The organism is Bradyrhizobium guangdongense, assembly GCF_006483445.1.
Classification (GTDB): Bacteria; Pseudomonadota; Alphaproteobacteria; order Rhizobiales; family Xanthobacteraceae; genus Bradyrhizobium; species Bradyrhizobium guangdongense_A.
Genome location: NZ_PPPT01000164.1, coordinates 1 through 26,493 on the forward strand (window position 1 = coordinate 1; position 26,493 = coordinate 26,493).

The window sequence follows — 26,493 nt, forward strand, 5'->3', positions numbered from 1 at the left end:
CGGCATCACCGTCAACGCGATCGCGCCCGGCTTCACGCTGACCGACGCCAGCCTGGGCCTGATCCCTGACGCTGCGAACTACGGCACGCAGCGCGGCGCGATCAAGCGCGCGGCCGTGCCCGACGATGTGGTCGGCGCCGCGCTGTATCTCGCTTCACCCCTGGCTGCCTTCGTGACCGGACAGACGCTCGTCGTCGACGGCGGCAAGCAATTCATCTGATGAGGAGGATTTTTCGATGATGGAGATCGAAACCCGGGTCGACCGTTTCGTACGGAATTGTTGGTATGTCGCCGGCTGGGAGGACGAGATTTCGGCCGATAGCGTGCTCGAGCGCACGCTGCTCGGCGAGTCCGTCGTGTTCTATCGCGCCGCCGACGGACACTTGGTTGCGCTCGAGAACCGCTGCTGCCATCGCGGTGCGCCCTTGCATACCGGTCGTCGCGAGGGCGACAGTTTGCGTTGCCCCTATCACGGCATGCTCTTCAATGCCGAAGGCCAGTGCACCGAGATCCCCGGGCAGGACATCGTTCCGCAGCGCGCCCGGGTGCGCAGCTTTCCGGTGGTCGCGCAGGACGAGATGATCTGGATCTGGATGGGCGATCCGGCGAAGGCCGACCCCGACAAAATCATCCGCTTCGCCTGGCACACCGACAAGGCGTGGCGCAAGAAGCGCTCCTATTTGCACTACCAGGCGCCCTACACGCTCATCGTCGACAATCTGCTCGACTTCTCGCACCTGACCTATGTTCACTCGACGACGATCGGGACACCGAGCACGGCAGCGACCCGCGCCCAGGTCGAGCCGATCGAAGGCGGGTTGAAGATCACGCGGCGCTATTACAACGACCAGATCCAGGCCAACCGCGCCAGCATCGCCACCTTCCACGGCCCGGCCGACCGCTGGCAGATCTACGAATGGTTCGCGCCATCCTTCGTGCGCCTCTACACCGGCTCGGCACCGGCCGGCACCGGCGCACATGAGGGACGGCTGGTCCCTGAGGCGATGCAGTACCGGCATTGCTCGGTGCAGACGCCGGAGACGGCGACCAGCACCCATTACTGGTTCACGCATGCGGCGAACTTCAAGACCGAGACTTCGGAAGTGATCGACGTCGTGTTCGACGGCGTCGCCCGCGCCTTCAAGGAGGACAAGGACATCATCGAGGTGCAGCAGAAGGCGTTGCAGAACGGCCAGCCGTTCCAGCCCATGATCATCGCGCATGACCAGGCGCTGGTGCTGGCGCGCCGGCTGATCCAGCGGCAGCTCGATGAGGAGGCGCTCGCGGCAAGCCAGCAGCCCGCCACATTGCAGGTTGCCGAGTGAGCTGAGGCCAAAGGATCTCTGTAATGTCGTCTCCTGAAGTGCCTGTCGCGCTTGTGCTGGATTATGGTGGCGTCATCTGCCGGACCACCTTCGAACGTCAGCCATCCATCGAGCGAAGACTCGGTCTCGCGCCCGGCACGTTGCGCTGGCGAGGTCCATTTGATCCTGAGAACGACGAGCTGTGGCGCGACATGCTCGCCGACCGCATCACCGAGCGGGAATATTGGGGCCTGCGCGCCGCCGAAGTTGGCCGCCTGATCGGCGAGGAGTGGACCAGTCCGCGCAAGCTGATGGCGCCAGCGCCAAACGATTCCGTCGACTCCACCACGCGCCCCGAAGCGCTCGCCACGGTGCGCGCGGTCCGTCAGGCCGGACGGAAGGTCGGCGTGCTCTCCAACGAGCTCGACCTGTTCAACGGGCCCGGCTTCGGTGCAAGACTTTCCGTGCTCAAGCTGATGCACGCGATCGTGGATGCCACCTATACCGGCATCATGAAGCCCGACCCGCGCGCCTATCAGGCGGCAGCGGACTCTCTGGGGACGCCGATCGAACGCTGCCTCATGGTCGACGACCAGCCGCGCAATATCAATGGCGCGCTGGCCGCAGGCATGCAGGCCGAATGGTTCGATGTTACGCGGCCGGCGGAAACCTATGCCCGCGTGCTCGCGCGGTTGGCCATTGATGCCGCGGAAAGCGTGAGCTGAACCCTCAGTTTCCCGGCGGATCAACCGATGCTCTGGAGCGCCGGAAAGGTCTCGAGCAGCCAGATGCTGACAGTGGTCACGGCCCCGGTGAGGAAGCCGATGCCGGTGACCACCATCAGCACGCCCATGGCGCGCTCGACATTGACGAGATGGCCCTTCATGCGCGCAAACAGCGCCGAGAACTGCTCCACCATGAAAGCCGCGATCAGGAAGGGAATGCCGAGGCCGGCGGAGTAGACCGCGAGCAGCCCTGCGCCCTTGGTTACCGTCGCTTCCGACGCGGCGATCGAGAGGATCGCCGCCAGGATCGGCCCGATACAGGGCGTCCAGCCGAAGGCGAAGGCGAGACCCATGATGTAGGCGCCCCATAGCCCCATGGGCTTCGGAATCGGCAGCCGCCCTTCCCGCATCAACAGGCCGATGCGCGTCAGCCCGAGGAAGTGCAGGCCCATGACGATGATGACGATGCCGGCCAGGATCGACAGCTCGGCCGACCAGGCACGGATCAGCCCGCCGATCAGCGAGGCGCTGGCGCCGAGCGCGATGAAGATGGTCGAGAAGCCCAGCACGAACAGCAACGCCGACATCATGACCGCGCGCCGCGAGGCCGCCGCCGGCTCATCGCTCTCGACATGCTCGATCGTGGCGCCGGTCAGGTAGATCAGATAGGGCGGAACCAGGGGCAGGACGCAAGGCGAGAGGAAGCTGACGAGGCCGGCAATCAGGGCCGCCGGAATCGAAACATTTTGCATGATGCAGTCGGAGCCATCTCGAGGCCCTTGAGCCCACACGCAAGGAGATGCGCGCAAGGCACGGGCCGAACGGCTCTGGTGTAACCGATGCTGGGGAATGCGCAACCGAGGGCGCGCCATGCCAGGCCCCGCCCGATGCCGCCTGTGATCACAGATGCGACATCGGGCCGCGCGCAATGCTCGCGAAGGCGAGATTGGGCGGCGTGGTTATTTCACCACGCGGAGCAGCGGACGCCGGGGCTGGTCCTGCGTCGGCTTGGCACGCGATGCGGGATCGCTGGCGACGCCCCGCAACATTTCGTCGCACAATGCCCGTAGCTCGGCATTGGCAATACCTTTGAGTTTCATTCGCAAGTCGAGGATGACGATCGACAGCAGCTCAGCCGTCTCGCGGCTATCGCTCTCGTTGAGAACCTTCCGGCACTCTTCGAGCGTCTCCAGCACCGCCTGCAATTGTTCGTCTGAATGAGACACCGGCGTTCTTTCCGTTAATTCAACCTGTAGGAAACGTTGACGATCATCCGCTCGGCCGATGATCGGGGGTGAGAATAGCACGGCGAGTCGGGGCGTTCGAACACGATTTCAGCGCGTTCCAGCCCAAAAATCGGGTTCCATTGCAAACAAGATGGTAAAACGAAACGGCCCGCGTGCGCGGCGTTCAATGTGCTTGGCGTGATCGAATGTCCTATCGACCGGGCAATGGCGACTGCTCCGGGCGGACCCGATATCTCGGCAACCGTCTCAAGGCTCGCAACGGAACGCACGCGATACCCCTCATTGCAGGCAATACATTGCCCGATTTCCAGCCCTTGGCGCACTCCGATACCTCCCAAAGCGCAGTAAGGATGGCGTTCAAAAGTCGCCGTTCCCCAACCCGCAGTGGTTGTGGTTTGCCCAAGATTCTGCCAGTTTATCTAGCCGAAAGGACTTGTATGCACCTCTTGGCGGAAAGGGGCGTTCCTCTGGAGGAACGCCAGAAGGCGATCCTCAGCGGCCTCTCGGATTGGGATGCGGCCAGGATATTCCTTGAGGTCGTGCGTTGCGGCAGCTTCCGTTCGGCCGCGGAGCGCCTTTCCCTCTCTATTAACGCCGTCCGCCGGAAGATCGACGATTTCGAGCGTCAGATCGGCGCCACGCTTTTCACCCGCGACGTCCACGGCACCCATCTCACCGATGAGGGCGCGCTCGTCGTCTCCGCGGTGGAGCGCATGGAGGCCGCCACCTTCGACGTGATGCGCGCCAGCGATTCGGTTGCGAACGCGCTCTCCGGCGAAGTCCGCGTCGCCATCACGGAAGGGCTGGGTACGTTCTGGCTCGCCCCGCGCATGGTCGAATTCCAGCAGGCCTATCCGCACATCCTGGTCGACCTGCATTGCGCGATGCGCTCGGCCGACGTCTCGCGCCACGAGGCCGACGTCGCGATCCATCTGTCGCGCCCCTCCGCGCTCGACATCAAGCTGGTGCGGCTCGGCCGCATGCACCTGATGTTCTGGGCCGCCGAGAAGTACATCGAGAAACACGGCGCGCCGCGCACGGCGCTCGAGCTGATCAAGCACCGCCTGGTGCTGCAGTTCGCCGACCAGATCGCTGCCAAAGAGACATTTGAGAGCTTCTTCCCGGGCGTTGCGGAGCGTGACCTTCTGGTCATGAAGACCAACGTCTCAAGCGCAAACTATTGGGCTGTCGCGAACGGCGCCGGAATCGGCGTGTTCCCGAGTTACGCGATCGCGCTTGGCGGGAAGTTGGTGCCACTGGAAGTCGAGCTGAACAGACCGCTGGATATCTGGCTGTCCTACCATCCCGGTAGCGGCCGGATTCCGCGCGTGCGGCACATGATTGACTGGCTGATCGAAGCCTTCAATCCAGCGCGCTTCCCGTGGTTCAAGGATGAATTCGTGCACCCGCGCGATTTCAAGGAAGTGTATATGGGCGAACCCCTGACCCAGCTCTTCGGGGGATTTTCAACCGAAGAACGGCGAGAACAAGTATGAAAACAGCGGCAAAGAGAATGAAGCAGCGCAGTGCCGGCAAGCCGGACATTGAGCTTGGCAAACGGATCAGGTTGCGGCGCGTCGAGATGAAGATCTCGCAGGCTGAGCTTGGCGAGAAACTCGGCGTCAGCTTCCAGCAGGTCCAGAAGTACGAAAAGGGCGTCAATCGCGTCGGCGCGGCTCGTCTGCAGCAGATCGCGTCCGCGCTCGATGTTCCCGTCACCTTCTTCTACGACGGCGACAACAAGGCCCGCGAGGTCGAGAGCCTCCTGTTCCTCGACAGTGCCTTCAGCCTTCGCCTGCTGCGCGCCTACAGCAAGATCAAGGACCAGACGGTCCAGCGCCAGCTCGTGTCGTTGATGGAATCGATCGCGGCCAACGAGGCCTGAGCCGATCGACGATCGGGGCCGCTTGACGGCCAATGTTCAATCGGCCGCGTCGCGGGGGCGCGGCCGGATTGGACAGCAGCTTGCCGCGCGCCCAGCCGCGCGGTTTTGCTTTTTCAGGGGCCCCCAACGTCCCGTTTCTTGGCTCCTCGTCGCGATTTTCGCGAACCCATCCAACCTCTTGCGCGACCTAATCGAGACGCCCCTGGCCGTGCGCTGAGGGCGCTCGCCGACATGCCGTGTTTAATCGGACCGCAACCGTCGTGAACTAGCTTCCGGCCGATTTGCGATTCGCAGAGGGGAAGACCAGAACCATGTTGATGCGCCACGCTGTCCTCGTTGCCGTCGGCCTGTTTGCAAGCGGCCCGGCCCTTGCCGATACCGAAAGCCAGACCACGGGACAGGCCAACCCCAAGCCCGCGACTGCGGCGCCGGCCGGCGCAAGCCCACCGCATCCGCCCGTGCCGACGGCCGCGACAACGCCGGGGTCGACCCCGGAATCCCGATCGGCCGCAGCACTCGCCTTGTCGCACGAACCGACCTTCGACGAAGGCTCGGCCCAGCGCATCAGGGACGCCGCCCTCAGCTACGCCGACCTCGCGGTGCGCGGCGGCTGGCCGACGATCCCGAGCGACGCAAAATTCACGCAGGGCACGCTGGGTCCCAGTGACGAATTGCTGCGCAAGCGTCTCATCATGTCCGGCGACCTCGCCCACGACAAGCCGAGCGGCGCCTTCGATCAGGACCTCGCCGAAGCGGTCAAGCGTTTCCAGGTCCGTCATGGCCTGGCCGCAACCGGCACGATGACGCCGCGCACGATCGCAGCGATGAACGTCTCCGTGCAGAAGCGCATCCGCCAGCTTGAGGCCTCGCTGGAGCGGCTGCAGCACATGAACTTCGCCTTCGGCCCGCGCTACGTCGTGGTCAACATCCCCGCCACCTTTGCCGAGGCGATCGAGAACGACGTCGTGGTGCGGCGCTATCGCGTAATCGTCGGCAAGACCGAAAAACCGTCACCGACGCTGACCGCCGACATCACCAGCGTCGTGCTCAACCCGACCTGGACGGTGCCCGCCTCGATCGCCAAGGCCGAGATTTCCGCGCATATGCGCAAGGACCCCGGCTATCTCCAGCGCATGCACATGGAAGTGCTCGATTCCCACGACAAGCCGATCGATCCGCATTCGGTCGACTGGTCCGGCACGCATACGCCCAACTTCACGGTGCGTCAGCAGAACGGCACCTGGAACGCGCTCGGCGCGGTCAAGATCGACATGCCGAACTCCTATTCGGTCTACATGCACGACACCAACATGCGGAACCTGTTCAGCAACGACTATCGCTTCGACTCCCATGGCTGCTCGCGCGTCGACAATGTCAGGGATCTCGCCGCCTGGCTCTTGAAGGACCAGCCGCAATGGAGCCGCGCTGCGATCGACGCTGCGATCGCCGGCGGGCAGCACCAGGAGGTTCGCGTCAGCAAGAAGATTCCGGTGGCCTGGATCTACCTCACGGCCTGGATGACCAAGGACCAGACGGTGCAGTTCCGCAACGACGTCTATAACCAGGACGAACAGTTGCTGGAGGCGACCGCCGAGGAAGCCGCCTTCTTCAGCAATGCCGCGAACCATCCGCTCTCAGCGCATATGGTTCAGTAAGGCATTTGCGCCAGATCGACGCCATGCAATCGCGGCACTGAGCTCAGCGCTTCGCCACGGTTGACGTTCGCATCGGGACGGCCACACAGTGCGCGCCAGCGAGGCGAGGTGCGCGATGTCAGACGTTTCCAATGAGACTTCATTCGCCGACGGCAAGATTCTGAAGGCCGTTTCCGACGGCGTCGGCACGGTCACATTCAACAATCCCGACAAGCGCAACGCAATGTCGCTGGAGATGTGGGAGGGATTTGGCCAGGCGCTGACGAGCTTGCGCGACGACGATGCGGTGCGCGTGGTCGTGCTGCGCGGCGCCGGCGGCAAGGCTTTTGTCTCGGGCGCCGACATCAGCCAGTTCGAAAAGACCCGCCACAACGCGGAGGCCTCCGAAGAGTATTCAAGGCGGAGCGAAGCCCAGCGCGCGCTGCTCGCCAATTATCCAAAGCCGACGATCGCCTGCATCCAGGGCTTTTGCCTCGGCGGCGGCATGCAGGTGGCGATGCTCACGGATATCCGCATCGCATCCGCCAGCAGCCAGTTCGGCATCCCCGCGGCAAAACTCGGCATCGCCTATGGCTATGACGGCCTGCGCCATCTGGTATCGCTGGTCGGCCCGTCCTGGGCGCGGCTCCTGATGTACACGGGCATGCGCATTGATGCCGCCGAAGCGCTGCGCATCGGGCTCGTCGAGCGCGTGATCCCCGACGACGAGCTCTGGGGCGCAGTGATGGAGATCGCGCACACCATCTCCGAGAACGCACCGCTCGCGATCAAGGCCGCGAAGATCACCATTGCGCAGGTGCTGAAGGACGAGAGCCAGCGCGACATGGCTGCGATCAAGGCGATCGGCGCCGCCTGCATGGACTCCGCCGATTTCCGCGAGGGACGGCAGGCCTTTATGGAGAAGCGCAAGCCGCAGTTTAAGGGGCAGTGATCCCCGTCATTGCGAGCGTAGCGAAGCAATCCAGACTGCCTCCGCGGAACGATTCCGGATTGCTTCGCTGCGCTCGCATTGACGAAACGGAAATAGCTGAGGCTACAAGGCCGCGAGCACGGCCTTGGTAATCCCAGCAGTGCCGTCGCTGCCGCCAAACTCCATCGGTTTCATGCCGCTGGCATAGGCCTTGTCCACCGCGCGATCGATACGTTCGCCGGCTTCAGCGGCACCTTCGAGCCCGTGCTTGTCCGCGAGCCAGTCCAGCATCATCGCCGCCGACAGGATCATGCCGGTGGGATTGGCCTTGCCCTGCCCCATGATGTCTGGCGCTGTGCCGTGGCAGGGCTGGAACACGGCGTATTTGTCGCCGATGTCGGCCGAGGGCGCCATGCCGAGGCCGCCGATCAGGCTCGCGGTGATGTCGGAGACGATGTCGCCGAACATGTTCTCCATCACCATCACGTCAAAGTCCCAGGGACGCTTCACCAGCATCGCCGAGCAGGCATCGACATAGAGCCGGTCGGTCTTCACGTCGGGATGCTTCCTGGCGATCTCGTCAAAGATGCCGCGGAAGAACGCGAAGGCCTTGAACACGTTTGCCTTGTCGACGCAGGCCAGTGCGCCAGGCTTGCCGCGCGCCTTGCGCCGCTCGGCGAGACGGAACGAGAATTCGAACAGCCGCTCGGAGGTCTTGCGCGTGATCACCATCGTCTCGCGCGCGTCCTCATGCGTAACGACGCCCTTGCCCATCGAGGCGAACAGGCCTTCGGTGGATTCCCGGATCACGACCATGTCGATGCCGCGCTTGTCGGCGCCGACGATCGGGCTCGGCACGCCGGGAATGAGACGCGCCGGCCGCACGCCGGCATAGAGATCGAAGATGAAGCGCAGCTCGATCTGCGGCGCGATCTCGGTATTGTCGGGGTAACGCACCGACGGCAGGCCGCAGGCCCCGAGCAGGATCGCATCCGCCTCCTCGCACAGCCTGATCGTCGTATCAGGCATCGACTTGCCCGTCGCGAGATAATTGTTGGCCCCGGCCGGCGCCTCGGTGAAGCGGAAGCTGAGGCCCGATTTCGTCTCGATCCTGCGCAGTACCTCCAGCGCCGGCGCCATGACCTCGGGACCGATGCCGTCACCGGCGAGCACGGCAATGTGGAAGGCGTTGTTTGCGGACATGGGAATTCCTGGCGAAGAACGGAGCCAAACTGTCATTGCGAGCGAAGCGAAGCAATCCAGAAATGCATCCGCGGAAACAGTCTGGATTGCTTCGTCGCTTCGCTCCTCGCAATGACGAGTTAAGGCGTCAGCACCGAGCGCCCGACCACGGCGCCCTTCTGCAATTCCAGCAGCGCGTCGTTGGCCTTGTTGAGCGGCAGCGGCGTGACGGGGATCGGCGGGATTTTCTTGGCGCGGACGAGATCGAGCAGCTCCTGCGTCTCGCGCAGATTGCCGACATAGCTGCCCTGGATCGTCACCGCCTTGATCGGGATCAGCGGCAACGCCCAGGTCGCGCCGCCGCCGAACAGGCCGACGATCACGAGCTTGCCGCCCTTGGTCAGGCAGTCAAAGCCGAGTTGCGTGGTGGCGGGATTGCCGACGAGGTCGATGACGGCGCGAATCGGCCCGCCGGCCTTATTCGCGAGCTGCTCCAGCGCGTCCGGCGCCTTGCCGTCGACGGTCGCGAGTGCGCCCGCCTTCTCGGCCGCTTCGCGCTTGCGGGAATCGATGTCGACGACGATGGCGCCCTTGCCGCCCATCGCCTTCAGGAGCGACAGCGCCATCAGGCCGAGGCCGCCGGCGCCAAAGATCACGATCGGCGTGTTGAAGTGCTGCTCGACCTTCTTCAGCGCGCTGTAGGTGGTGACGCCGGAGCAGGCATAGGGCGCGGCCGACGCGGGATCGAGGCCTTTGAGGTTGAGCAGATAGCGTGGATGCGGCACCAGCATGTGATCGGCATAGCCGCCGTCGCAATAGACGCCGAGCGAGCGCGGTGTCAGGCACATGTTCTCGTCGCCGCCGCGGCAGGTCTCGCATTTGCCGCAGCCGATCCAGGGATAGACCAGGCCGACGTCACCGAGTTTCAGTTCGCCCTGGTCGGACGGCTTGACGTCGGGCCCGAACGCCAAAACTTCGCCGACCGTCTCATGGCCCATGGTCAGCGGCAGGGCGATGCCGCGGTCTTTCAGCGACAGCGGCTTGCGGCCGTGACCGAGATCGTAGCCGCCTTCCCAGATGTGGAGGTCGCTGTGGCAGACGCCGGCCGCCTTGACCTTGATCAGCACCTGGGTGCCCGACGGCTGCGGCGTGGCCTCGTCGAACTCCTGCAGCGGCGCCTTGAAATCGGCGACCTTGAAACTCTTCATGAGCGTTCTCCCGCATGTTTTTTGTTGTCGCCCACGAGCATGCCATGCCGCCGGGGGCGAGACAAATGCGGGCCTGTCTTAGTTTAGACCAGCGGATGATGGCAAGCCACGAGCTGGCCGGGCACGACCTCACGCAATTCCGGCATCTCGGCGCTGCAACGCTGGTCGGCACGCGGACAGCGGGTGCGGAAGCGACAGCCCGAGGGCGGCGCAATCGGCGATGGCGGCTCGCCGGTCGCCACACTTTCCGCGGGCCGCACGTCGGGATCGGGGACCGGGATCGCCTCCAGCAGCAGCGCCGTATAGGGATGCGCGGGCTTCGCGAACAATTGCTCTGATGGCGCGACCTCGCAGAGCCGCCCGAGATACATCACCGCGACGCGGTCGCTGACGGCTTTGACCACCGCGAGGTCGTGGGCGATGAACAGCAGCGTCAGGCCGAAGCGCGCTTTCATCTCCTCCAGCAAATTGAGGATCTGCGCGCGGATGGAAACGTCGAGCGCCGAGACCGGCTCGTCGCAGACGATGAATTCGGGATTGAGCACGAGTGCGCGCGCGATGCAGATACGCTGGCACTGGCCGCCGGAAAATTCATGCGGCAGGCGCCCGACCACGAGTTCCGGATCGAGGCCGACCGCGCTCAGCACCTCCCAGACGACCTGCTTGCGCTTCTCGGGATCCTTGACGCCGGCGATGATCAGCGGCTCGGCGACGATGTCGCCGATGCGGCGGCGCGGATTGAGCGAGGCGATCGGATCCTGGAAGATGAGCTGCACGCGCTGGCGCATTTTTCGCAGCGTCTCGCCCTGCATCGCCGTGAGATCGTGACCGTCGAACAGCACGCTGCCGGATTTGGGCCGCCGCAATTGCAGCACGGCGCGGCCGAGGGTCGACTTGCCGCAGCCGGATTCGCCGACGAGACCAAGCGTCTCGCCGCGCGCGACCTCGAGGCTGACGCCCGACACGGCGTGAACGGTCCGGTTACCGAGGCCGTATTCGACGACGAGATCGTCCACCTTCAACAGCGGCCCATCGGATTGCGTGTGTGCAGGAACCTGCATCATGCGCCGATCCCCTCTGCCATCCGGATCGGATGGAAGCAGGCGTAGAAATGTCCTGCGGTCTCGGCGGCCGAAAGGTCGGGCTTGGCCTGATGGCAGCGGCCGGCGGCATAGCGGCAGCGCGGCGCAAAGGAGCAGCCGGGCACGGGCCGCGTCGGATCCGGCGGCCGGCCGGAGATCGCCGGCAATGGCGTATGCGGCGCAGTCTCGAGTTTCGGGATCGCCGCCAGCAGCGCCTCGGTGTAGGGCATGTGCATCCGCTTGAACAAGGCCGGCGTCGGCGCGCGCTCGACGACGCGGCCCGCATACATCACCGCGACCTCGTCGGCGCGCCCGGCGACGACGCCGAGATCGTGCGTAATCAGGATCATCGCCATGTGGCGGCGGCGCTGCTCGCGCGCCAAGAGATCGAGGATCTGCGCCTGGATCGTCACGTCGAGCGCCGTGGTCGGCTCGTCCGCAATGAGAAGCTTCGGCTCGCAGGACAGCGCAATCGCGATCGCGATGCGCTGGCGCATGCCGCCGGAACATTGATGCGGATATTGCGTCAGCCGCTGCTCCGGCGCGGGAATGCCGACCGCCGTCAACAGCTCGATGCTGCGCTTCTTCGCGGCCGCTGCGTCGAGCTCGAGATGCTCCTGGATCGTCTCCATCAACTGCGTGCCGATGGTCAGCACCGGGTTGAGCGACGTCATGGGATCCTGGAACACGACCGCGAGATCGCGCCCGCGCAATTTGCGCAGGCTTTCAGGTTCGAGCCGCGCCAGGTCCTGGCCGGCGAACATCACGCGTCCGCTAAGTCTTGCCTTCTTCGGCAGCAGTTGCAGGATCGCGCGCGACAGCATGGTCTTGCCGCAGCCGGATTCGCCGACTACCCCGAGCGTGCGCCCGGCCTCCAGCGTGAGGTTGACGCGGTCGACGGCGCGCAAATTTCCGCGCGGCGTCGGCAATTCGACCGCGACGTCCTGGATCGACAGCAAGGCCCCGCTCACAATGCCCCCTGACGCGGATCGGTGAGCGCCCGCAAGGTGTCGCCGACCAGGTTGAAGGCCAGCACGGTGACGAACATCGCAAAGGCCGGCAGGAAGGCGAGCCGCGGTGCGACCTCCAGGCTCTCGCGCCCCTCCCCGATCATGCTGCCCCAGCTCGCCATCGGCGGCGGCACTCCTAGCCCGAGGAAGGACAGCGAGCCTTCCACCACGATGGTGACGGCAACGCCAAGCAGGAAGAACGCGAACAGCGGCAGGAATACGTTTGGCAACAGCTCGCGCAGCAGAATGCGGGCATGCGTGGCGCCGAGTGCTTCGGCCGCGATGACGAATTCCCGTCGCGCCAAGGTCAGCGTCGCCGCACGCGACACCCGCATAAAGGCGGGGATGCCGAGAAAGCCGAGGATGAAGGTGAGGTTGGGAATCGACTGGCCGAGATAGGCGACCACGGCGAGCGCAAAGATCAGCGGCGGAAAGGCCAGCAGCACGTCCATGCTGCCAACGACCAGCGTCTCGAAGCGGCCGCGGAAATAGCCGGCGAGCAAGCCGAGCGCGCCGCCGACGGTGAGGCCAATCAGCGGCGCGCACAGGCCGACCGTCAGCGACACCCGCGCGCCAAAAATCAGCCGCGCCAGCTCGTCGCGGCCGAGCCCGTCGGTGCCGAGCCAATGCTCGGTCGAGAACCAGGCGCGGCGTTCCAGCATGTCCATGTCGACCGGGTTCTGCAGCGGCAGGATCGGCGCGAGGATCGCGAGCGCAAAGATGATCACGATCCAGCAGATCGCAAACCAGAACAGGAATCCGAGCCTGCGCTTCTTCTGCAGCGGCTGTTCGACCTCTTCGGGCAGCGAGAGTTCAAGCGTGGCCATGGCGAATCCTGGGATCGAGGACCGCATAGAGCATGTCGACGATGAAGTTCATGATCACGAAGCCGGAGGCGACCAGCAGCACCACGCCCTGCAGGATGATGAGGTCGCGGGTGTAGATCGCACCGACCAGCAGACGGCCGATGCCCGGCAGCGCAAAGATCGATTCCACGATCAGCGCACCGCCGATCAGGCGGCCGATATTGATGCCTGTGATCGTTACCAGCGTCAGCGACGACGGCTTGAGCGCGTGCACGAACAGGATGCGTGAGGGTTTCAGCCCCTTGGCCTTCGCCAGCGAGATGTAATCCTCCTGCAGCGTCGCGATCATGTCGGAGCGCAGCACGCGCATGATCCCCGGCCATTCCGCCAGCGCCAACGTCAGCGCGGGCAGCACGAAGAAGCGCAGGTTCGCGGCGGGGTCCTCGGTCAGGGGCACGTAGCCCGTGGCCGGCAGCCAGTGCAGCTCGACCGCGAACAGATAGATCAAGAGGATCGCGGAGAGGAAGGACGGCACCGACAGCATCGCAAACGCGCCGCCCGTCATGAAGCGGTCGAACGCGCCGCCGGCGCGCGCCGCGCAGGCGATCGCCAGCGGCACGCCGATCGCAAGCCCGATGATCTCGGCGAGCAGCATCAGCTCGATCGAAACCGGGATGCGTTCGGCAACCGCCTGCAGCACGGTCTGCCCGGTGCGGAAGGAGCGGCCGAGATCGCCCTGCACGACCTGGCCGAGCCAGCTCAGATAGCGCCACCACATCGGCTGATCGAGCCCCATGTCATGGCGAAGCGCGGCGACCTTTTCCGGCGTCGCCTGGTCACCCAGGATGACATAGGCGAGATCGCCCGGCAGCAGCGAGGCGATCAGGAATGTCAGCAACGAGACGGCGGCCAGCACGGGTATGAGATAGAGCAGCCGCCGCACCACGAAGTTGAGCATCGTGCCTTAGTCCAGCCAGGCGTAGGAGACATCGAGCACGCCATTGTACATTTTCGAAACGCCCTTCAGCTTGGTCGACGAGATCGAATAATAGGTGTTCTGGAACGTCCAGAACCAGATCGCCTCCTTGTTGATCAGGCGGCTGATGGCGCAGTAGTCCTCGGTGCGCTTGGCGACATCGGCGGTCGAGCGCGAGTGCTCGAGCAGGGCATCGAGCTCCGGGTTGGCGTAGTTGGCAAGCGCGACCGGGCTGCCGGACTTGAAATTGGCATACATCTGCGGATCGGGATCGGCGAGATCGACGATGCGCCACGGCGTCACCTGGAATTGACGCATGAAGGCGCGCGGCACGACGGTGGCCTGGTCGATCTGCTCGATCTCCATGTTGACGCCGACCCGCTTCCAGAACTGCTGCAGCACCTGGCCGACGGTACGGCCGCGCGGTGTTGCCGTGACGATCATCTTGAACTCGACCGGCTTGCCGTAATCCTTGAGCAGCGCCTTGGCCTTCTCGGGGTCTTCGGGCAACGCGCCATCGTCCTTGCACTTGACCCAGGAACCGTCGCCGTAAGGGTTGCTCGCGGGCTTTGCGAGACCATTGGTGATCGCCTGCGACATCTTCTTGCGGTCGAGTGCCATCACCAGCGCCTGGCGCACGCGGACATCGTCGAGCGGCGGCGATTTGGTGTTCATGGCATAGACCTGCGCGCCGGAGCCGGTATAGGCGTTGACGAACAGCTTGGAGTCCTTCTGCGCCTTCTGGATGTTGTCGGCGTCGTATTCGTCGTCCCAGATGATGTCGGCCTCGCCCGATTGCAGCGAGGCGAAGCGCGACTGCGCATCCGGCAGCGGCTTCAGGGTGATGCGGTCGAGATAGGGTTTGCCCTTATCCCAATAGTCCGGATTTTTTTCCAGGATCATGCGGTCGCCCGCGGTCCAGGATTTCAGGACATAGGGTCCGGTGCCGACCGGGTTGCGGTTATAGTCGTCGCCCTTGGTCTTCCACGCCGTCGGCGAGTGCATGACGTTGTTGGAGCTCTGGATGGTCTGCGTCCCCGGGAAGTTCACCGAGGGGGCGCTGAAATTGTAGACCAGTGTGAGATCGTCGACGGCCTGCGCGCTGATGATGGTGGAAATGTAGAAGGCGCAACGGCACTTGTTGGCAGGATCCTTCTGGCGATCAAAGTTCTCCTTGGCCGCCTGCGCATTGAACGGCGTGCCGTCGTGGAATTTGACGCCGGGCCGCAGCTTGAAGGTCCAGGTCTTGAAGTCGTCGGAATGCGTCCAGGACAGCGCGAGCTTCGGCTTCAGCTCGCCCTTCTCGTCGAGCGCGACCAGCGTGTCGAAGATCGATGCGGCCGCGGTGTTGGCCGAGGTGTCGTAGACGCCGACCTTGAGCGGATCGAAGCCGGGAATATCCAGCTCCTGGCCGACGGTGATGCTGCCGCCCGATTTCTGGGCCTGCGCGGGCTGAACCAGCACGCCAAGCGCAAATGCCGTGACAAGGAAAATCGGCGCGAGCCCGCGCGCTGCGGCAGCCGCATTCGTCATGGTGTCCTCCCGAAGTCGTCGTCCGATGTTTCGGATCGCTCGTGACTTCCGGCGAGATTGGCGAGATTCACCGGCGACGGCAAGAGGAACACGCGCACGAGATGAAACGCCGCAGCCTCGTTCGCTGTGCGGAATAAACCTAGCCCGAGGCAGCCTTGGCCGACACGTCGTCCGCGAGGCCCGCCTCCTGCAACAGATCCTGCGTATGCTCGCCGAGCACCGACATATGCCGGCCCGCACTGACATCGGCACCCGACATCCGGAACGGCACGTTCAGCACCTGGAAAGTACCTCCGCCATCCCTGACGTCGGTCAGCGCCTTCCGATGCGACAATTGCGGATCGCTCAGCGCCTCCGCGACGGTCCGGTAGGCCGATGCCGGCACGCCCTCGGCATCGAGCGCGGCGAGACACGCCTTGGTCGTCAGCGGTTTCGACCAGGCTTCGACCCCGTCCATCATGTCGCCCCAGTTCACGCGGCGCACGGCATAGGTGACGAAGCGCGGATCGGCGATCCATTCGGGCCGCTCGATCGCCTTCATCAGGCTCTGAAAGCTCTTCTCGCTGGAGATGGTGATCATGACATAGCCGTCGGCCGTCTCGGTCGGCCCGAACATCGGCCGCGGCGGCGGCGGCACCTCGAACTGTGCGTTCTGCAACTCGCTCAGCGTCAGCGACAGCATCGACTCCAGCATGGAAACGTCGATGTGCTGGCCAAGGCCCGTGACGGAGCGCTGATAGAGCGCCGATGCGATCGCGCCAAAACCATAGGTGCCGGTGACGACGTCGGCGTGATAGATGCCGCAATAGTCGGGCCGGTGGCGGCCGGGCTGATAGGCCAGATGCGCCATGTCGTAGCCGGAGGCGGCGTGGATCACCGGCGCATAGGCCGGCAGCTCGGATGACGGGCCGGTCTGGCCGTAGCCGGAGATCGAGCAATAGATCAGCCGCGGATTGAGCGGGCGGAGGCTGTCGTAATCGAGCCGCAGCCGCTGCATCACGCCGGGACGGAAGTTCTCGACCAGAATGTCCGATGTCGCGGCCAGCCGGCGGATGGCCTCGTTGCCCGCCTTCGATTTCAAGTCGAGCACCACGCTCTTCTTGCCGACATTGAGCTGGCCGAAGGCCGTGCTGCAGCCGTTGCGCAGCGGCGGCCGGGTTCGCATCGTCTCGCCCTCCTCGGTCTCGACCTTGATCACCTCCGCGCCCATGTCGGCGAGCATCCGCGAGCAATGGGGGCCGGCGATGGTGGTCGAAAAATCCAGCACCCGGAGCCCGGCAAAGGCCTTTGCCATCGCGCCGTCGTGCTTATCTGAAGCTTGCATCCCCGCCCCTGTCCTTCGCGTCTCTTTTTGGAACCACGCCTGCTCTGGCTTGTTGATGCGCCGACCCTAGAGGGCGGCGGCCCGACAGGAAAGTCTTTACCGGGACGGGAGCTTCCCGGGGATGCCTTGTACTTTACTGATAACTGGACCCGATCTTGCATAGCAGCAAATCGGGCGGGGCAGAGGGCAGCTGTTCTTGAGGGTCTTGTTCGTCACGACCGAGATGGACGACTTCGTCCGCGTGGGCGGACTTGGCGCTGTTTCCGCTGCGCTCCCTCGAGCCCTTCGTCCCTTCGCCGATATCCGGATCATGCTGCCCGGCTATCGCGACATCATCGAACAACTGACGCATCTTCAGATCGTTGGCCGCTGCCCGGCGTTTGCGGAGATGCCGGCCTGCACGCTCGGCCGTGCCGCAACCCGCGACGGCATGCCGGTCTATGTGCTGCTGTGCTCGCAGCTCTATGATCGTCCCGGCAATCCCTATGGCGATGAATCCGGACGCGACTGGCCCGACAACGACATCCGCTTCGCGCGCTTTGCCTCGGCAGCCGCTGAGCTTGCTGCGGGCAATCTGGACAAGAATTGGGCAGCAGACCTGATCCATGCCAATGACTGGCAGGCCTCGCTCGTGCCGGCCTATCTCGCCTGGCGCGGCTCGAAGCTGCCGTCGATCCTGACCATCCACAATCTCGCCTATCAGGGCCTCTTCCCGAAGGAATCGCTGCGGCGGATCGGCGCACCGGAAAGCTCATTCCACATCGACGGCATCGAGTTCTACGACCAGCTCTCCTTCCTCAAGGCCGGCCTGATCTACGCCTCGCATCTGACCACCGTCAGCGGCACCTATGCGCGCGAGATCACGACGGAAGAATTCGGCTGCGGTCTCGAAGGCCTGCTCCGCGTGCGCTCGGACGCATCCGAGCTGACCGGCATCCTGAACGGTATCGACGAGAGCTGGGATCCGCGCTCCTGCGCCCAGCTCGCGCAACAATTCGGCGCCGGCGATTGGGCCGGCAAGCGCGCCAACGCCGACTATGTGCGCAAGCAATTCGGGCTCGCGGTGTCGCGCGGGCCGATGTTCGGCATCGTCGCCCGTCTCGTGCATCAAAAGGGCATCGATCTTGTCCTGTCCGCGGCCGACGAGATCATCGACGCCGGCGGACAGATCGTGGTCACCGGCTCCGGCGAGCCGGCGCTGGAGCAGGCGCTGATCGACGCGCATCGCAGGCGGCCTGACGCCATCGGCGTTGCGATCGGCTTCAACGAGGCCCAGGCGCGGCGCATCTTTGCCGGCAGCGACTTTACCCTGATGCCGTCGCGCTTCGAGCCGTGCGGCTTGAGCCAGATGTATGCGCAGCGCTTCGGCTCGCTGCCGATCGGCCATCAGACCGGAGGGCTGGCCGAAACCATCACCGACGGCGAGACCGGATTCCTGTTCAAGCAGCCGTCACGGGACGCGCTGCTCGGCGGCATCCGCCGCGCCTTCTCGACCTTCATCGCCCAAGACCGCCTCGACACCATGCGCCGCAGCGCCATGTCGCGGTCGTTCTCATGGGATATTTCGGCGTCCTGCTACAACGCGCTGTACCGCAAGATCGCATCGGCTTAAGCGACCCGAGATGGTTTGGAGCCACCGTCGGCACTCTATCGCCCGTCACCCTGAGGCGGCCGCTTCTTCAGCGGCCCTCGAAGGGCGACGGCCCTGCTGCAGCAGCGGGGCCGTGCATCCTTCGAGGCTCTCTATGCGCCGCTTCGCGCCGCACGGCTCGCACCTCCAGCGACAACGGCTTCGCCGTTGCGCGGGGATGACGGTCGTGCCGTCGTAGCCCGGATGAGCGAAGCGACATCCGGGACTCTGCGGTTGCCGTTCTATCGACCGTCACCCTGAGGCGGCCGCTTCTTCAGCGGCCCTCGAAGGGCGACGGCCCGGCTGCAGCAGCGGGGCCGTGCATCCTTCGAGGCTCTCCATGCGCCGCTTCGCGCCGCACGGCTCGCACCTCCAGCGACAACGGCTTCGCCGTTGCGCGGGGATGACGGTCGTGCCGTCGTAGCCCGGATGAGCGAAGCGACATCCGGGACTCTGCGGTTGCCGTCCCGGATATCGCGGAGCCTGTCATCGGGCGGCGCTTTGCGCCGACCCGTTGGCTCACCCGGGCTACGAAGCTTCTAGCCCGGCGATTCCTCGCGCGTCAGCGCGAGCGACAACGACCGGATGGCCGGTGCGGCCAGCAGCACGATCGGCGACATCGCGATCCACGAAATCACCCAGGACACGAACCAGTGCCACAGGAAGTGGCCGCTCGCCAGCGACGGGACGCTCGCGATGCCGGCGGCGACAAAGGACGTCAGTCCCGACTGGATGACGCCAAAGACGAAATGGCTGTAACGGCGCGGGATGGCGAACATCGGGACCTCGATCCGGCGCGTGACGGGCCATACGACAAGCTCCCCTGCCCGCTTCAACGCGGGCAAGCCGAAAAATCAGATACGCACACTCGTGACCGAAATGGCCTTCTCGCCATGCCAGTCGATGCGCATGGCCTCGCGGACCAGCGCGCCGACCCCCGGCGTGTGCCGCCTGCCGCGAACGGTCACCAGGTTGACGTCGCGCCAAAATGCCGGCTCGCGCGTCGGGATCGCCACCAGCAGTGGATCGGTGACCGCATATTCGGGCATGAAGCCAAAGCCCAGCCCCGAACGCACCAGCGCCTGGATCCAGTCGTCGCGGTCGCTGCGATAGACGGTCTCGATCTCGACCCCTTGCTCCTCAAAAAAGCGGTCCGCATAGCCGTTGAATTCGCAGCTGCTACGGTTGAGGTAGCGCAGGCCGTGCAGCTCGCCCAGCCGCAGGGTCCTCCGCCGCGCCAGCGGATCGCCGGACGGCAGCACGATCATCATCCGCTCGCGAAACAGGGGCATGGTGTGCAGCCGGCTGTTCGGCGTCTCGCCCGGGATGCAATAGATCGCGACGTCGAGGCCGCCTTCGAGCAGCTCCTTGTCGATCTTGCGCGCGCTCGAATCCCTGATCTCGACCTCGATCCGGCCGTCGCGCTCGCGCACCGAGTTCAAGAGCTCGATCAGCATGGTCGGCGCGATCGTGCACATCACGCCAAGGCGCAGCTTGGTGTGTCCGTCGGCCTTGAAGCTCTCGGCGATCCGGCGCGCGTTGCGCGCCTCGTCATAGACCTGTTGCAGGTGCGGAAGAACGATCCGGCCGAGCTCGGACAGGCGCACATTCGGCCGTTCACGATGGAACAGCTCGCCGCCAAGTTCGTATTCGAGCTGCTTCATCGCGCGCGTCAGCGACGGTTGCGTGACGTTGCACTCGTCCGCCGCCCGGGTGAAGTTCAATCGCTTGGCAAGCGCCAGGAAATAGCGCACCTGGTGCATTTCCATGGCCAGATTCCTTCTTCGCCTCGGCGTCCGAAGGCGGTCGTCGTCACTCCGCCGCCATCGGAATTTCATCCCCGTGTTCGTGCAGCACCACGCCCGCGAGCGGATCGAACTCCCCCTCCCACGGTTTTCGCGCCAGCACCGACCGCGTATGCGCGTAGCCGGCGTCCCAGCGGCGCATGATGCCGGAGGGGCTGAAGTCGATGTCCTTGGTGTGGGTCTCGTGGTCGAGCTGCGGCGCGAGCAGCCGCACCACATGCATCCGCGTCGGGCAGCCATAGCTCGTCAATTCGCGCACGGCGGGATTGCTGCGCTCGCTCTCGGGCAGGCGCGCCGCCAACTGGTTGATGACGTGTCGCAGCCGATGCGCCTGCTCCTGCCGCGCGATCTGGCTGGCGATCCGGCTGGAATATTGCACGTCCTTGTGACGGTTCAGTACCTCCGCCATCGTGGTCGGCTCGGCGCCCAGGGGATTCCACAGATGCACGGCAAAGATCAGCGAGTTCTTGCGCGGATTGTCGTCGAACACGGCTTCCGTCGGCGTGTTGGAGAGAATCCCGCCGTCCCAATAGAGCTCGCCGTCGATGCGCACCGCGGGAAAGGCCGGCGGCAGCGCGCCCGAGGCCATCACGTGCTTCACCGTCAATTCACCGTCGCGGCTGTCGAAATAGCGCATCTGGCTCGAGCGCACATGCGCGGCACCGACCGTGAGCCGCGGCGTGCAGCGGTTGACCAGGTTGAAGTCGACCAGCTCGTTCAGCGTCTTCTCCAGCGGCGCGGTGGAGTAGAAGCCCGCATGATCGGCGCCGAGCGGATAGGAATCCCCGGCATGAGCCAGCGGATTGGGCCGGAAGAAGCCGGGAATGCCGCTGGTGATCGTCGACCAGTAGCTGAGCTTTTCGTTGAAGCCGGGGAATGCGGTGCGGAAGCTCCAGGCCGGGTTCTGCTCCATGCGCTTCCAAAACTCCTGCAGGCGCGCGAGCCGATGCTGCGGCTCATTGCCCGCGATCAGGCTGGCATTGATGGCGCCGATCGAGGTGCCGATGATCCAGTCCGGCTCGATGCCGGCCTCGTGCAGCGCCTGGTAGACGCCGGCCTGGTAGGAGCCGAGCGCGCCGCCGCCCTGCAGCACCAGCACGACCTGGCCTGGCAGGCTTTTGGACCTGATGCTCTCTGTATTGCCCTGCATGCCGTTCATGTCACGCTCCTGATGAGCTTCGATTGGTCGGATATTCGTCAGCCGCCGCGATTTGTTACGCCGGCCCATGTCAATGCGCGGTCCAGCCGCCGTCGACCGGCAGCGCGATGCCGGTGATCGAGGCTCCCGTTTCGGTCGAGAGGAACACCGTGAGTGCACCGAGCTCTTCGACCGTGGCAAAGCGCTTGTTGGGCTGCTGCGCCAGCAGCACGTCGCGGATCACCTGGTCGCGCGAAATGCCGTGCGCCTTGGCCTGGCCGTCGATCTGCGCCTCGACCAGCGGCGTGTAGACATAGCCAGGACAGATCGCGTTGCAGGTGATGTTCTCCTCGGCCGTCTCCAGCGCCGTCACCTTGGTGAGGCCGACGATGCCGTGCTTGGCGGCGACATAGGCTGCCTTGAACGGCGATGCGACGAGGCCATGGGCGGACGCAATGTTGATGACGCGCCCAAAACCGTTCTGGCGCATGGCCGGCAGGGCGAGCCGGGTGGTGTGGAAGGCCGAGCTCAGATTGATCGCGAGGATCTGGTCCCACTTCTCGACCGGAAACTGCTCGAGCGGCGCGACATGCTGGATGCCGGCATTGTTGACGAGGATGTCGAGCCGGCCGGACTGCGCCACGGTCGCCGCGATCATCTCGGCGATCGAACTTGGCCGCGTCATATCGGCCGGCGAAAAGCTCGCCTTGACGCCGAATTCGCTGGCGATCTGCTCGCGGACCCTGCCGATCTCGCTGGCAACGCCGAGGCCGTTCAGCACCACGTCGGCGCCGGCCGCCGCCAGCGCCCGCGCAATGCCGAGCCCGATGCCGCTGGTCGAGCCGGTGACGAGGGCGACCTTGCCGGCGAGCGCAGGCACGGCAGGCGACGTTTGCGGTTTGACGGGAATATTCATGGCAACTCCTCCAAATGCGAGGGCGGCCTGATGACCTACCCCTGGCTTTGGCGGACTGTGAGCGATGGCCTTGCGATACGGAAATGCCGGCTGGCTTCCGAAACGATACGTGGTCGCTATAGCTGCCGGGATGTCTTTCCCCGCGCCGATCGGCTAGGTTGCGGGTCGATCCTGCCCGGAGCCGATCCATGGAAATGCACCAGGTCCGTTACTTCCTCGCGGTCGCGCAACTCCTCAACTTCACGCGCGCCGCAGAGGACTGCAACGTGACGCAGCCGTCGCTGACGCGCGCGATCAAGCAGCTTGAGGCCGAGCTTGGCGGCGATCTGTTTCGCCGCGAACGGCCGGCCGCCCAACTGACCGAGCTCGGCCAGCGTATGCACCCGCTGCTGAAGCAGTGCTACGAGGCCGCCGCCGGCGCGCGCTCGCTCGCCTCGTCTTTTAGGAGCGGCGAAGTCGGCGCGCTGCGGATTGCGCTCACCCACGCCATCGATCTTTCGCTGCTCATCCCGCATCTCAACCAAATCCGGCGGCAGTTCAACCGGCTCGAATTCCGCTTTCTGCGCGGCAGCAGCCGCGAGGTGGCCGAATATCTGAAGAAGGGCGAGGCCGAGCTCGGCATCGCGGCCGAGATCGACGAAGCCTGGGAGCGGCTCGACGTCTGGCCGCTGTTCACCGAAGGCTTTGAGCTCGTGGTCGGCAAGGACCATCGGCTCGCAGGCCAGGACACGGTCGAGTTCGACGATCTCAGGTCGGAGCAATTGCTCAGCCGCGCCTATTGCGAACATTCGAAACGCATCTCGGCGAGCCTGCGCGAGCATGGCGTCGACATCGATCACAGCCACGAGATTTCCAGCGAGCGCGACCTGATCGAGCTGGTGGAAGCCGACATCGGCATCGCCATGGTGCCGCACACCTCGCCCCTGCCGGACGGCGTGAAGCGGACCACTGTGGCCGGCCTCGACACCCGCCGCACCGTCAACCTCTACGGCGTCGCCGGCCGCCAGCGCACCGCGGTCGCCAACGCCGTCATGCGCATGCTGCGCGGCGCCGACTGGCGCGAGATCGCGGGGTAGTTCTTTCTTCCTTCTCCCCTTGTGGGAGAAGGTGGCGCGAAGCGCCGGATGAGGGGTCTCTGTCCGCGAAAACCGACTGCAAGATGACTCGTGGAGAGAGACCCCTCACCCGGCTTCGCTTTCGCGAAGCCACCCTCTCCCACAAGGGGAGAGGGTGAAGCGGCGCAAGATGCTAACTCTCCCGTCCCGCCTTCTCCAGCGCCTCGAGCAAATCATCGATCTCCATCCGCTTGCGGAAATCGGGATCGACGAACCTCGCCTTCACCACTCCGTCGCGGCCGACGACGAACACCGCGGGGATCGGCAGCATCCAGCCGTCATTGCCGTGGAATTTGGCCATGTCCTGATAGGACAACAGCCCCTGGATCTCGGAGCCGAGCCAGATCGCCAGATTGAGCGACAGCGCATAGCCGTTGTCGAGATCGGTCAGCACCGGAAACGGCGCGCCGGAATCGTCCCTGAATTTCCCGGTGAACTCCTGCGTCTCCGGCATGATCGCGACGATCTGCGCGCCCATCGCATCGATCCGGTCCTTGGCCTGGATCACCGCGCGGACGTTGAGGCGGCAATAGGGACACCAGTGCCCGCGAAAAAACATCACCGCGACCGGTCCACGCTTGAGCAGCGTCGGCAGCGCGACCAGCCGCCCCTCCTCGTCGGGCAGCATGAAGGGCGGCATCATTTCGCCCGGACGCGGCGCGTTCTCGCCGCCGCCGTTCTGGGCGAGACGCTCGACCAGGCGATCGACCGCATCGCCGTAGGCCGGAAAAATCTCGCGGCCCGCGCTCGCATAGGCACGGAGCTGCTCGTTCAGCGTGCCCTCCATGTCGCGGCAGCGCTGGAAGGCTGATTTGAGCCGTTCGGCGTCGGCTGGTGTCAATGACGTCATCTTCCGCTCCGGCACCATGATCTAGAGAGACTATTTTGCGTTCCGGCCGCCCTGCAAGGGGCGATCGTCACACGACGGCGTGTTTCATCGGCATCGAACGCCGGATCCGTTGCAAGCGGAAATGCCCTTCCACAATCGGTTCGATAGCTGCCGCCTATCGCGTCACCATAGCGCAGGGCTATCGAATTCAGAGCCGCTTCGCATTTCTCCTCTTGGCGCGTTGCGTCCATCCTGCCGCCATCGAGAATTCCACATCGACAGGAGATCATCATGACCCGCCTCATCGTCCGGCGCCTTGCCAACCTCGCCGCCCCGCTCGTGCTGATGTGCCTCGTGCTGTCGGCCGCGACGTCGATCGCCCGCGCCGACAGCGACGACGGCATCGTGCGCGTCAAGAGCGCGGTGCCGATGGCCGACGCGATCAGCCGCATCAAGGCCGACATCGCCGCCAAGGGCATCAAGTTCTTCTCCGAGATCGACCAGTCGAAGCTCGCCGCAGATGCCGGCGTCAAGCTGCGGCCCTCGACGCTGCTCGTCTTCGGCAATCCGCCGCTCGGCACCCAGTTCATCACCGCCAACCCCAATGCCGGGCTGGACTGGCCGGTGCGCCTGCTGCTGACGCAGGACGACAATGGCGACGTCTGGGCTGTCTGGACCGACTTCGACTGGATCGCAAAGCGCCACAACATCACCAACCGCGAGGCGCAGTTCAAGATGGCGACGACGGTGGTCAGGTCCATCACGTCCACCATTACCGCCAAGTAGCACCACGATCATGGCGCGCGAGAGATATGACGTCGTCATCCTCGGCGGAGGCAATGCCGGCATCGGCGTGACCGGCCCTGTCAGGCGCGCCGGCCTTTCGGTCGCAATGATCGAGGCGCGGGATCTCGGCGGCACCTGTCCCAACCGCGGGTGCACGCCGAAGAAGGTCCTGGTCGCCGCCGGACAGGCCCTCCACGACATCGAGCGTGCCGCGGTCCACCACATCGCCGTTGAAATGCCCCGGCTCGACTGGGCCGCGCTGATCGACCGCGAGCGGGACATGATCAAGGACATCCCCGCCAATCTCGCCCGCGCCATGGCGCGGCGGGAGGTCGACGTCATCAAGGGATACGGCACCTTCGTCGCGCCCGACACGATCAGGGTCGGCGACCGCCTGCTGGAAGCCCGCCATATCGTCATCGCCACGGGATCGAAGCCGCGCCCGTTGCCGATTCCAGGCGCCGAGCACATGATCACCTCGGACGAGGTGCTGCGCCAGCGTGAGCTGCCGGCCTCGGTGATCTTCGTCGGCGGCGGCGTGATCTCGCTGGAATTCGGCCACGTCTACGCACGCGCCGGCGCTGCCGTGACCGTTCTCGAGGCGCTGCCGCAGCTCCTGCCCGCGATGGACACGGATGCCGTCGCCAGATTGCGGGCGGAGAGCGAGCGCATCGGGATCAGGATCAACACCGGCGTCAGCGTCCACCGCATCGAGCCGACGGGCCGGCGATTGCGCGTGACCTTCACCGAGGGCGGCGTCGAACGGACCGTCGAGGCCGACCGGGTCGTCAACGGCGCCGGGCGCGTCGCTGATATCGACAGCCTCGATCTCGCAGCAGGTCGCGTCGAACATTCCAACGGCCGTGTCGCGGTCGATCGCTATCTGCGCTCGACATCCAACCCCCAGGTTCACGTCTGCGGCGACGCCGTCCCGAACTCTCCGCAATTGTCGCCGATCGCGACCTATGAGGGCGACATCGTCGGACGCAACATCGTCTCGGGGCCAAAAGTCTCGCCCGACTATGCCGGCATGGCGACGTCGGTCTACACCGTGCCGGCGCTGGCTGCCGTCGGGCTCACCGAGTCGGTGGCACGCGAGAGCGGCGCCACGATCGACGTCCATGTCAACGACATGCAGGACTGGTTCTCGACGCGCTCCTACGCCGAAACCGTCGCGTGGTCGAAGATCGTCGTCGATCGGCACAGCGACTTCATCCTCGGTGCACACTTCGTCGGTCACGCCGCGCAGGAGCTCATCAACATCTTCGGCCTTGCGATCAAGTTCGGCATCACGGCCAGCCAGATCCGGGACAATGTCTACGCCTATCCGACGTTCTCGGCCGACATCAAGCACATGCTCGGGCGCGCATAGCGGCTCGCTATCGTCTCCAGAGACAGACGGCATTTCATCGCACACGCAACTTCGA

The 26,493-nt window shown here is 64.9% G+C and carries 27 protein-coding genes; 11 read left to right on the forward strand and 16 right to left on the reverse strand.

What is annotated here, in order from left to right; all coding sequences use genetic code 11:
• The 3 genes from C2U70_RS23135 to C2U70_RS23145 all read left to right on the forward strand — a co-directional run.
• The coding region (locus C2U70_RS23135; protein ID WP_140980726.1) for an SDR family oxidoreductase at nt 1-220 on the forward strand (220 nt) is incomplete at its 5' end.
• 16 nt (nt 221-236) lie between these two features.
• Nucleotides 237-1,325, forward strand: a complete 1,089-nt coding sequence (locus C2U70_RS23140) for an aromatic ring-hydroxylating dioxygenase subunit alpha (protein WP_210243917.1) — start codon at nt 237-239, stop codon at nt 1,323-1,325.
• A gap of 23 nt (nt 1,326-1,348) precedes the next feature.
• Nucleotides 1,349-2,029, forward strand: coding sequence for an HAD family hydrolase (locus tag C2U70_RS23145; RefSeq protein WP_140980727.1), 681 nt, complete (start codon nt 1,349-1,351; stop codon nt 2,027-2,029).
• A gap of 20 nt (nt 2,030-2,049) precedes the next feature.
• Here the strand turns inward: C2U70_RS23145 and C2U70_RS23150 are convergent, their stop codons facing one another.
• The 3 genes from C2U70_RS23150 to C2U70_RS33115 all read right to left on the reverse strand — a co-directional run bounded on the left by C2U70_RS23150 (nt 2,050) and on the right by C2U70_RS33115 (nt 3,599).
• A complete protein-coding gene (locus tag C2U70_RS23150; RefSeq protein ID WP_140980728.1) occupies nt 2,050-2,781 on the reverse strand; it encodes a cytochrome c biogenesis CcdA family protein in 732 nt (243 codons plus the stop codon).
• A 207-nt stretch (nt 2,782-2,988) separates the two neighbouring features.
• Nucleotides 2,989-3,225 (reverse strand): hypothetical protein, encoded by a 237-nt coding sequence (locus C2U70_RS23155; protein ID WP_246666838.1) that lies wholly within the window; start codon nt 3,223-3,225, stop codon nt 2,989-2,991.
• 44 nt (nt 3,226-3,269) lie between these two features.
• Nucleotides 3,270-3,599, reverse strand: a complete 330-nt coding sequence (locus C2U70_RS33115) for a hypothetical protein (protein WP_186294426.1) — start codon at nt 3,597-3,599, stop codon at nt 3,270-3,272.
• A gap of 114 nt (nt 3,600-3,713) precedes the next feature.
• Between C2U70_RS33115 and C2U70_RS23160 the strand changes: the two genes are divergently transcribed.
• The 4 genes from C2U70_RS23160 (at nt 3,714) to C2U70_RS23175 (ending at nt 7,747) form a co-directional block, all read left to right on the forward strand.
• Complete coding sequence (locus C2U70_RS23160; RefSeq protein WP_140980729.1) at nt 3,714-4,772, forward strand: LysR family transcriptional regulator; 1,059 nt, start codon at nt 3,714-3,716, stop codon at nt 4,770-4,772.
• 17 nt (nt 4,773-4,789) lie between these two features.
• Nucleotides 4,790-5,161, forward strand: a complete 372-nt coding sequence (locus C2U70_RS23165; protein ID WP_027546544.1) for a helix-turn-helix domain-containing protein — start codon at nt 4,790-4,792, stop codon at nt 5,159-5,161.
• A gap of 317 nt (nt 5,162-5,478) precedes the next feature.
• The gene (locus C2U70_RS23170) at nt 5,479-6,816 is read left to right on the forward strand and encodes a L,D-transpeptidase family protein (protein ID WP_246666837.1); all 1,338 of its coding nucleotides are present in this window, start codon (nt 5,479-5,481) and stop codon (nt 6,814-6,816) included.
• A gap of 115 nt (nt 6,817-6,931) precedes the next feature.
• Nucleotides 6,932-7,747 (forward strand): enoyl-CoA hydratase, encoded by an 816-nt coding sequence (locus tag C2U70_RS23175; protein ID WP_140980732.1) that lies wholly within the window; start codon nt 6,932-6,934, stop codon nt 7,745-7,747.
• A 102-nt stretch (nt 7,748-7,849) separates the two neighbouring features.
• On the opposite strand, the gene C2U70_RS23180 is transcribed toward C2U70_RS23175, so the two are convergent.
• From C2U70_RS23180 to C2U70_RS23215, 8 genes are all read right to left on the reverse strand, one after another.
• Nucleotides 7,850-8,929: an isocitrate/isopropylmalate dehydrogenase family protein gene (locus C2U70_RS23180; RefSeq protein ID WP_140980733.1), complete on the reverse strand. Its 1,080-nt coding sequence runs from the start codon at nt 8,927-8,929 to the stop codon at nt 7,850-7,852.
• Between the two features lie 119 nt (nt 8,930-9,048).
• Nucleotides 9,049-10,116 carry an alcohol dehydrogenase gene (locus C2U70_RS23185; protein ID WP_140980734.1) on the reverse strand — a complete coding sequence of 356 codons (1,068 nt, stop codon included), beginning with the start codon at nt 10,114-10,116 and terminating at the stop codon, nt 9,049-9,051.
• A gap of 83 nt (nt 10,117-10,199) precedes the next feature.
• A complete protein-coding gene (locus C2U70_RS23190) occupies nt 10,200-11,180 on the reverse strand; it encodes an ABC transporter ATP-binding protein (protein WP_140980735.1) in 981 nt (326 codons plus the stop codon).
• On the reverse strand, nt 11,177-12,169 hold the full coding sequence (locus C2U70_RS23195; RefSeq protein ID WP_140980736.1) for an ABC transporter ATP-binding protein: 993 nt from the start codon (nt 12,167-12,169) through the stop codon (nt 11,177-11,179). The genes C2U70_RS23190 and C2U70_RS23195 overlap by 4 nt, the downstream gene beginning before the upstream one ends.
• Nucleotides 12,166-13,035 carry an ABC transporter permease gene (locus tag C2U70_RS23200; RefSeq protein WP_140980737.1) on the reverse strand — a complete coding sequence of 290 codons (870 nt, stop codon included), beginning with the start codon at nt 13,033-13,035 and terminating at the stop codon, nt 12,166-12,168. Before C2U70_RS23200 ends, C2U70_RS23195 begins: the two co-directional genes overlap by 4 nt.
• Nucleotides 13,022-13,972: an ABC transporter permease gene (locus tag C2U70_RS23205; protein WP_140980738.1), complete on the reverse strand. Its 951-nt coding sequence runs from the start codon at nt 13,970-13,972 to the stop codon at nt 13,022-13,024. The genes C2U70_RS23200 and C2U70_RS23205 overlap by 14 nt, the downstream gene beginning before the upstream one ends.
• 6 nt (nt 13,973-13,978) lie before the next feature.
• Nucleotides 13,979-15,523, reverse strand: a complete 1,545-nt coding sequence (locus C2U70_RS23210; protein WP_140980739.1) for an ABC transporter substrate-binding protein — start codon at nt 15,521-15,523, stop codon at nt 13,979-13,981.
• Nucleotides 15,524-15,662: 139 nt separating this feature from the next.
• Entirely contained in the window at nt 15,663-16,847 is a 1,185-nt protein-coding gene (locus C2U70_RS23215) for a CaiB/BaiF CoA transferase family protein (protein ID WP_140980740.1), read from the reverse strand.
• Between the two features lie 196 nt (nt 16,848-17,043).
• On the opposite strand from C2U70_RS23215, the gene glgA reads away from it, so the two are divergent.
• The gene (gene glgA / locus C2U70_RS23220) at nt 17,044-18,459 is read left to right on the forward strand and encodes a glycogen synthase GlgA (protein WP_140980741.1); all 1,416 of its coding nucleotides are present in this window, start codon (nt 17,044-17,046) and stop codon (nt 18,457-18,459) included.
• A 557-nt stretch (nt 18,460-19,016) separates the two neighbouring features.
• Here glgA and C2U70_RS23225 read toward each other — a convergent pair.
• From C2U70_RS23225 to C2U70_RS23240, 4 genes are all read right to left on the reverse strand, one after another.
• Nucleotides 19,017-19,256, reverse strand: a complete 240-nt coding sequence (locus C2U70_RS23225) for a DUF2798 domain-containing protein (RefSeq protein WP_140980742.1) — start codon at nt 19,254-19,256, stop codon at nt 19,017-19,019.
• A gap of 75 nt (nt 19,257-19,331) precedes the next feature.
• Nucleotides 19,332-20,246, reverse strand: a complete 915-nt coding sequence (locus tag C2U70_RS23230) for a LysR family transcriptional regulator (RefSeq protein ID WP_140980743.1) — start codon at nt 20,244-20,246, stop codon at nt 19,332-19,334.
• Nucleotides 20,247-20,289: 43 nt separating this feature from the next.
• On the reverse strand, nt 20,290-21,441 hold the full coding sequence (locus C2U70_RS23235) for a patatin-like phospholipase family protein (protein ID WP_186294420.1): 1,152 nt from the start codon (nt 21,439-21,441) through the stop codon (nt 20,290-20,292).
• 70 nt (nt 21,442-21,511) lie between these two features.
• On the reverse strand, nt 21,512-22,336 hold the full coding sequence (locus tag C2U70_RS23240; protein WP_140980744.1) for a 3-hydroxybutyrate dehydrogenase: 825 nt from the start codon (nt 22,334-22,336) through the stop codon (nt 21,512-21,514).
• 188 nt (nt 22,337-22,524) lie between these two features.
• On the opposite strand from C2U70_RS23240, the gene C2U70_RS23245 reads away from it, so the two are divergent.
• Nucleotides 22,525-23,412: a LysR family transcriptional regulator gene (locus C2U70_RS23245; RefSeq protein WP_140980745.1), complete on the forward strand. Its 888-nt coding sequence runs from the start codon at nt 22,525-22,527 to the stop codon at nt 23,410-23,412.
• Between the two features lie 172 nt (nt 23,413-23,584).
• Here the strand turns inward: C2U70_RS23245 and C2U70_RS23250 are convergent, their stop codons facing one another.
• Nucleotides 23,585-24,301 (reverse strand): peroxiredoxin-like family protein, encoded by a 717-nt coding sequence (locus C2U70_RS23250; protein ID WP_140980746.1) that lies wholly within the window; start codon nt 24,299-24,301, stop codon nt 23,585-23,587.
• Nucleotides 24,302-24,571: 270 nt separating this feature from the next.
• Between C2U70_RS23250 and C2U70_RS23255 the strand changes: the two genes are divergently transcribed.
• Both C2U70_RS23255 and C2U70_RS23260 read left to right on the forward strand, forming a co-directional pair.
• The gene (locus C2U70_RS23255) at nt 24,572-25,066 is read left to right on the forward strand and encodes a DUF302 domain-containing protein (protein WP_140980747.1); all 495 of its coding nucleotides are present in this window, start codon (nt 24,572-24,574) and stop codon (nt 25,064-25,066) included.
• Nucleotides 25,067-25,076: 10 nt separating this feature from the next.
• Entirely contained in the window at nt 25,077-26,438 is a 1,362-nt protein-coding gene (locus C2U70_RS23260) for a dihydrolipoyl dehydrogenase family protein (RefSeq protein WP_140980748.1), read from the forward strand.
• Nucleotides 26,439-26,493: the final 55 nt, after the last annotated feature.

Excerpts from the sequence above, each read along its gene's own strand:
- C2U70_RS23200 (WP_140980737.1), bottom strand. The coding sequence starts at position 13,035 with ATGGCCACGCTTGAACTCTCGCTGCCCGAAGAGGTCGAACAGCCGCTG.
- C2U70_RS23245 (WP_140980745.1), top strand. The coding sequence starts at position 22,525 with ATGGAAATGCACCAGGTCCGTTACTTCCTCGCGGTCGCGCAACTCCTC.
- C2U70_RS23240 (WP_140980744.1), bottom strand. The coding sequence starts at position 22,336 with ATGAATATTCCCGTCAAACCGCAAACGTCGCCTGCCGTGCCTGCGCTC.
- C2U70_RS23160 (WP_140980729.1), top strand. The coding sequence starts at position 3,714 with ATGCACCTCTTGGCGGAAAGGGGCGTTCCTCTGGAGGAACGCCAGAAG.
- C2U70_RS23140 (WP_210243917.1), top strand. The coding sequence starts at position 237 with ATGATGGAGATCGAAACCCGGGTCGACCGTTTCGTACGGAATTGTTGG.
- C2U70_RS23225 (WP_140980742.1), bottom strand. The coding sequence starts at position 19,256 with ATGTTCGCCATCCCGCGCCGTTACAGCCATTTCGTCTTTGGCGTCATC.
- C2U70_RS23150 (WP_140980728.1), bottom strand. The coding sequence starts at position 2,781 with ATGCAAAATGTTTCGATTCCGGCGGCCCTGATTGCCGGCCTCGTCAGC.
- C2U70_RS23235 (WP_186294420.1), bottom strand. The coding sequence starts at position 21,441 with ATGAACGGCATGCAGGGCAATACAGAGAGCATCAGGTCCAAAAGCCTG.
- C2U70_RS23230 (WP_140980743.1), bottom strand. The coding sequence starts at position 20,246 with ATGGAAATGCACCAGGTGCGCTATTTCCTGGCGCTTGCCAAGCGATTG.
- C2U70_RS23215 (WP_140980740.1), bottom strand. The coding sequence starts at position 16,847 with ATGCAAGCTTCAGATAAGCACGACGGCGCGATGGCAAAGGCCTTTGCC.
- C2U70_RS23180 (WP_140980733.1), bottom strand. The coding sequence starts at position 8,929 with ATGTCCGCAAACAACGCCTTCCACATTGCCGTGCTCGCCGGTGACGGC.
- C2U70_RS23260 (WP_140980748.1), top strand. The coding sequence starts at position 25,077 with ATGGCGCGCGAGAGATATGACGTCGTCATCCTCGGCGGAGGCAATGCC.
- C2U70_RS23210 (WP_140980739.1), bottom strand. The coding sequence starts at position 15,523 with ATGACGAATGCGGCTGCCGCAGCGCGCGGGCTCGCGCCGATTTTCCTT.
- C2U70_RS23255 (WP_140980747.1), top strand. The coding sequence starts at position 24,572 with ATGACCCGCCTCATCGTCCGGCGCCTTGCCAACCTCGCCGCCCCGCTC.
- C2U70_RS23165 (WP_027546544.1), top strand. The coding sequence starts at position 4,790 with ATGAAGCAGCGCAGTGCCGGCAAGCCGGACATTGAGCTTGGCAAACGG.
- C2U70_RS23205 (WP_140980738.1), bottom strand. The coding sequence starts at position 13,972 with ATGCTCAACTTCGTGGTGCGGCGGCTGCTCTATCTCATACCCGTGCTG.
- C2U70_RS23145 (WP_140980727.1), top strand. The coding sequence starts at position 1,349 with ATGTCGTCTCCTGAAGTGCCTGTCGCGCTTGTGCTGGATTATGGTGGC.
- C2U70_RS23185 (WP_140980734.1), bottom strand. The coding sequence starts at position 10,116 with ATGAAGAGTTTCAAGGTCGCCGATTTCAAGGCGCCGCTGCAGGAGTTC.
- C2U70_RS23175 (WP_140980732.1), top strand. The coding sequence starts at position 6,932 with ATGTCAGACGTTTCCAATGAGACTTCATTCGCCGACGGCAAGATTCTG.
- C2U70_RS23190 (WP_140980735.1), bottom strand. The coding sequence starts at position 11,180 with ATGATGCAGGTTCCTGCACACACGCAATCCGATGGGCCGCTGTTGAAG.
- C2U70_RS23170 (WP_246666837.1), top strand. The coding sequence starts at position 5,479 with ATGCGCCACGCTGTCCTCGTTGCCGTCGGCCTGTTTGCAAGCGGCCCG.
- C2U70_RS23250 (WP_140980746.1), bottom strand. The coding sequence starts at position 24,301 with ATGACGTCATTGACACCAGCCGACGCCGAACGGCTCAAATCAGCCTTC.